Raw genomic sequence first — 3,940 nt, 5'->3', positions numbered from 1 at the left:
CGTCCCTCCTGCACGCGGAAGGCGCCCTGGCCCAGCTGCGCCAGCTGCCCCGCCCTGACCAGTGCGGGCTGCCCCCCGGGCCCTTCGATCAGCAGCGCATGCTGGCGCGACAGGCAAAGCGGCCGGTCATTGCCCAGCGCCCCGGCGCGGATCAGCACCGGCCGCAGCCCCGGCCGCACCGCCAGTTCGGCCGCGTCGATCCGCCGCCCCCCCGCCCAAAGCAAGGGCTGGGCGCCCTGCGGCGTCACGACCAGATCGCCCGCCCGCAGCGCCTCGACCGGGCGACGGCCCTGGGGCGTGTCGATCAGCGTGCCGGCGGTGAAACAGGGCAGGCCCATCTGATGCGCCTCAAGCTTGCCGATCCCGCCCGGCGCCACGCCCACCAGCACCAGGCTTTCGCCTTCGGGAAAGCTCAGCAGCGTATTGCCCTGCCCGTCATCAGCGATCGTGTAATCGCCCCAGCGCAGCGGGCTGCCATCGGGATTGCGCAGATCGCTGGCATCCAGCTGATCGGCGGTGCGGCCATCGGCCAGGGTCATGTCGAAATCGGCGATCCGGTCCGCCCCGCCGCCTTCCGTCAGCCCGAAAAGATCCTGTCCCGCGCCGCCCGACAACGTGTCATTGCCCGCCCCGCCCGCCAGCAGATCGGCACCCGCGCCCCCCGACAGCAGATCGTCGCCGCCGCCGCCCAGCAATGTGTCATTGCCGGCATTGCCCGACAGCGTCAGCGCCGCACCCGAGGCGGTGGCGTCGATCAGATCGGCCTGGGCGCTGCCCTCGATCTGCTCGATCTCGTGGAACTGGCCGCCGGCCGCGCCGGGGCCGAAGCTGTAGCTGCCCCATTCCCAGCCCTGGAACGTTACCGTCACCCCGCCCGCAAGCGTGGTGGCAAGCGACAGGATATCGGTATCCCCGCCCTCGTCGCCGCCCAGGATCTGGTCCTGGCCATCGCTTTCGCTGACCGCGAACGTATCGGATCCCTCATTGCCGATCAGCGAATCGTCGCCCGCGCCCCCCGCCAGCAGATCGTCGCCCGTGCCGCCATACAGCGTGTCATTGCCGGCATCGCCATAAAGCGAATCGTTCCCGCCGCCGCCCTTGACCAGGTCATTGCCAGCCCCGGCCGAGATCCAGGTCGTGTACCTGTCCGCGGGGATCGTCGACTGGGCATCGGCGCCGGTCAGCGTGTCGTCATGGGCCGAGCCGATGATCCCGTCGATCCCGCTGCCGAGCGAATCGCCGCTGGCATCGCCGCCCGAAAATACGCCGGTCTGCAGATTGACCAGCACCGCCCCGCCCGAGGCGGAATAGTCCAGCACGTCCAGCCCCGTGCCGCCATAGAAGACATCGGCCCCCGCCCCGCCGGCCAGCGTGTCATCGCCGGCGTCGCCCGCCAGCGTGTCGTTGCCCGCTCCGCCCGAAAGACTGTCATTGCCGGCGCCGCCATAGACAAGGTCGTTCTCGGTCCCGGCGTCGATCAGGTCATTGCCGTAATCGCCATAGATCGTGTCGGCCCCCTGGCCGCCATAGATCGTGTCGGCAAAATCCTCGGTGAAGGTGACCGACTGGTTCACCCCGCCGACATAGACGGACAGGTAATCGCCCGTCGCGGCATCGGTCAGCATGAAGTTGCTGTCGCTGAGCGTCGCGCCGCTCCAGCTTTGGCCGGGGGCGAGCGTGGCGTAAAGCTGCGGCGTGCCGGTGCCGTCGATCCAGTACAGCCGGAGGGTCAGGGTCGAGTCGTTGGTCAGGCTGAAGGTCGTGGCGCTGCCCGCCCCGCCCGACGCATAGGCCGACGGGCTGAAGGTGCGGATATCGCCATGGATCAGATCCGCGCCGTCATCGCCCGTCAGCAGATCGCCGCCCTGCCCGCCCTGGATCGTATCGGCCTCGGTCCCGCCATCGACCGTATCGTGACCGTCGTCGCCCGCCAGGGAATCGCTGCCATGGCCGCCATAGATCAGATCATTGCCGGTGCCGCCCACATCGGTATCGTCGCCGTAGCCGCCGTAAAGCGTGTCATTGCCCTGACCGCCCCGCGCCATGTCGGCCCCGTCGCCGTCAAAGATCAGGTCGTCGCCCGCCCCGCCATAGCTGTAATCGCCGCTGCTGTTGCCGGCATAAAGCGTGTCATTGCCATCGCCGCCGTACAGATCGTCATAGGTATCGTCCCCGCCATAGAGCAGGTCATTTCCGGCATCGCCATGCAGCACGTCATAGCCGAGATCGCCCAGCAGCGTGTCGTCGCCCGTTCCGCCATAAAGCTGATCGTCCAGCCAGCCGCCATTCAGGCTGTCATTGCCGGCATCGCCATACATCGTGTCGTTCAGGATCGTGCCCGAGACCGTGTCATTGCCCGATCCGCCATAATAGGTCGTCATGCGTCCCGCCCGCCACTCGGCCTGTCGATCATCTGCGGACCGCCGGGCCCGCATCTTGGACAAGCGCTAGCGTCTTGCGGCTAAATCCCGGTTAAGACGCGAATTTTCGGGAAATGATCGGCATTCGGCCTGGGCGGCGTCGGGAAGAGGACCGGAAGCGGAAACGAAAAGGCCCAGGTCCGTGCGACGGACCCGGGCCGGGCTGGTGCGGATGAAAAGACTCGAACTTTCACTCCGGTTAAGGAACAGCGACCTCAACGCTGCGCGTCTACCAATTCCGCCACATCCGCATGCGCCCGGCCTCGGGTGGCCGGTATTTAGCCGCAGCCTGCCGGGAAGGAAAGAGGGAATCTCTTGCCCCGACCGCGCCCTGGCGCGGCCGGCGCAAGGGCCGTCTCAGAGACCGGCAAACAGCAGGAAGGGCAGCCGGGCCGCGGCCGCCACGGCCAGCACCGGTGCCGGAAAGGCGGCCAGCGCCCGGCGGGTCTTTTCCGCCAGCACATCGGCTACCGCAGCCTGAAAGCCCGCGCAAAGATCGGCGCGGTCCTGCCGGGTCAGGCCGGATTTCTGGGCGACAATCTCGTCGCGGGCCCGCAAGACCGCCGTCTTCAGCCCGCTGAACGACAGATCGCAGCCCGGCCGATCCAGCAGGGGCCGCGGAAAGCGGAAGCGCGCGGGATCGCCCGCCAAGGCCTCGGCCTCGACCGCCGGGCCGCCCGGCTGCGGCAGGCCCAGGATCTTTGCCACCTTGTCGAAAGCCTCGCCCGGGGCATCGTCGATCGTGCTGCCCAGCCGGCGGAACTGCGCCGGGCCCTCGACCGCCAGGAACTGGCAATGCCCGCCCGAGACCAGCAGCATCAGATAGGGAAAGTCCACCGCATCGGTCAGCCGCGGGGTCAGCGCATGGCCGGCCAGATGGTTGACGCCCACCAAAGGCAGCCCGGTCGCCGCCGCCAGCCCCTTGGCCAGCATCAGCCCGCTCATGAGCCCGCCGATCAGCCCAGGGCCCGCCGTCACCGCGATACCGTCCAGATCGCCCAAACGCATCCCGGCCGCCGCCAGCGCCGCCTCGACCACATGGTCCAGCTTCTCGGCATGGGCCCGCGCGGCGATTTCCGGCACGACGCCGCCGAAATCGGCATGCAGCGCGGTCTGACCCTCGACCACCGAGGCCAGGATTTCGGGGCCCCCGTCGCCCAGCCGCACCAGCCCCGCCGCGGTATCGTCGCAGCTGGATTCGATCCCCAGGAATGTCAGCGCCTTGCCCATGGTCCTGCTTGTGGCCCGCTCCTCCCCGGAGGTACCATCGCGCCCATGTCAGGACAATCGACAATAGCCGGCCAGATCCCGGTGCTGATCACCCGCCCCGAACCGCAGGCCAGCCGTTTCGCGCAGATGCTGGCCGCAGCCGCCCCGCAGGCCCGGGCGCTGATCGCGCCGCTGATGCGGACCGAGGATCTGACGCCGCCGCTGCCCGCGGGCGATTTCGCGGCGCTGCTGCTCAGTTCCGAACCCGGGGCGCTTGCGGCGGGGCGGCTGGGGCCGGGCCTGCCGCGCCT

Annotated in this window: 1 protein-coding gene, 1 tRNA gene and 2 pseudogenes; 1 reads left to right on the top strand and 3 read right to left on the bottom strand. The window is 69.0% G+C overall.

Annotated elements, in window-relative coordinates:
• The 3 genes and pseudogenes from K1Y73_RS21495 to tsaD all read right to left on the bottom strand — a co-directional run.
• Positions 1 to 2,381 (bottom strand): Hint domain-containing protein (locus K1Y73_RS21495; RefSeq protein WP_225030443.1); only part of this gene is annotated, 2,381 nt, incomplete at its 3' end.
• Positions 2,382 to 2,584: 203 nt separating this feature from the next.
• Positions 2,585 to 2,671, bottom strand: a tRNA-Leu gene (locus tag K1Y73_RS21490).
• Between the two features lie 148 nt (positions 2,672 to 2,819).
• A pseudogene (gene tsaD, locus K1Y73_RS21485) lies at positions 2,820 to 3,650 on the bottom strand (tRNA (adenosine(37)-N6)-threonylcarbamoyltransferase complex transferase subunit TsaD); the annotation flags it as partial.
• A gap of 45 nt (positions 3,651 to 3,695) precedes the next feature.
• On the opposite strand from tsaD, the pseudogene K1Y73_RS21480 reads away from it, so the two are divergent.
• A pseudogene (locus tag K1Y73_RS21480) lies at positions 3,696 to 3,940 on the top strand (hypothetical protein); the annotation flags it as partial.

Source organism: Xinfangfangia pollutisoli (assembly GCF_020179405.1).
Taxonomy (GTDB): domain Bacteria; phylum Pseudomonadota; class Alphaproteobacteria; order Rhodobacterales; family Rhodobacteraceae; genus Pseudogemmobacter; species Pseudogemmobacter pollutisoli.
Note: the sequence above shows the minus strand (reverse complement) of the source record. Positions and strands in the feature narration are given on the sequence as shown.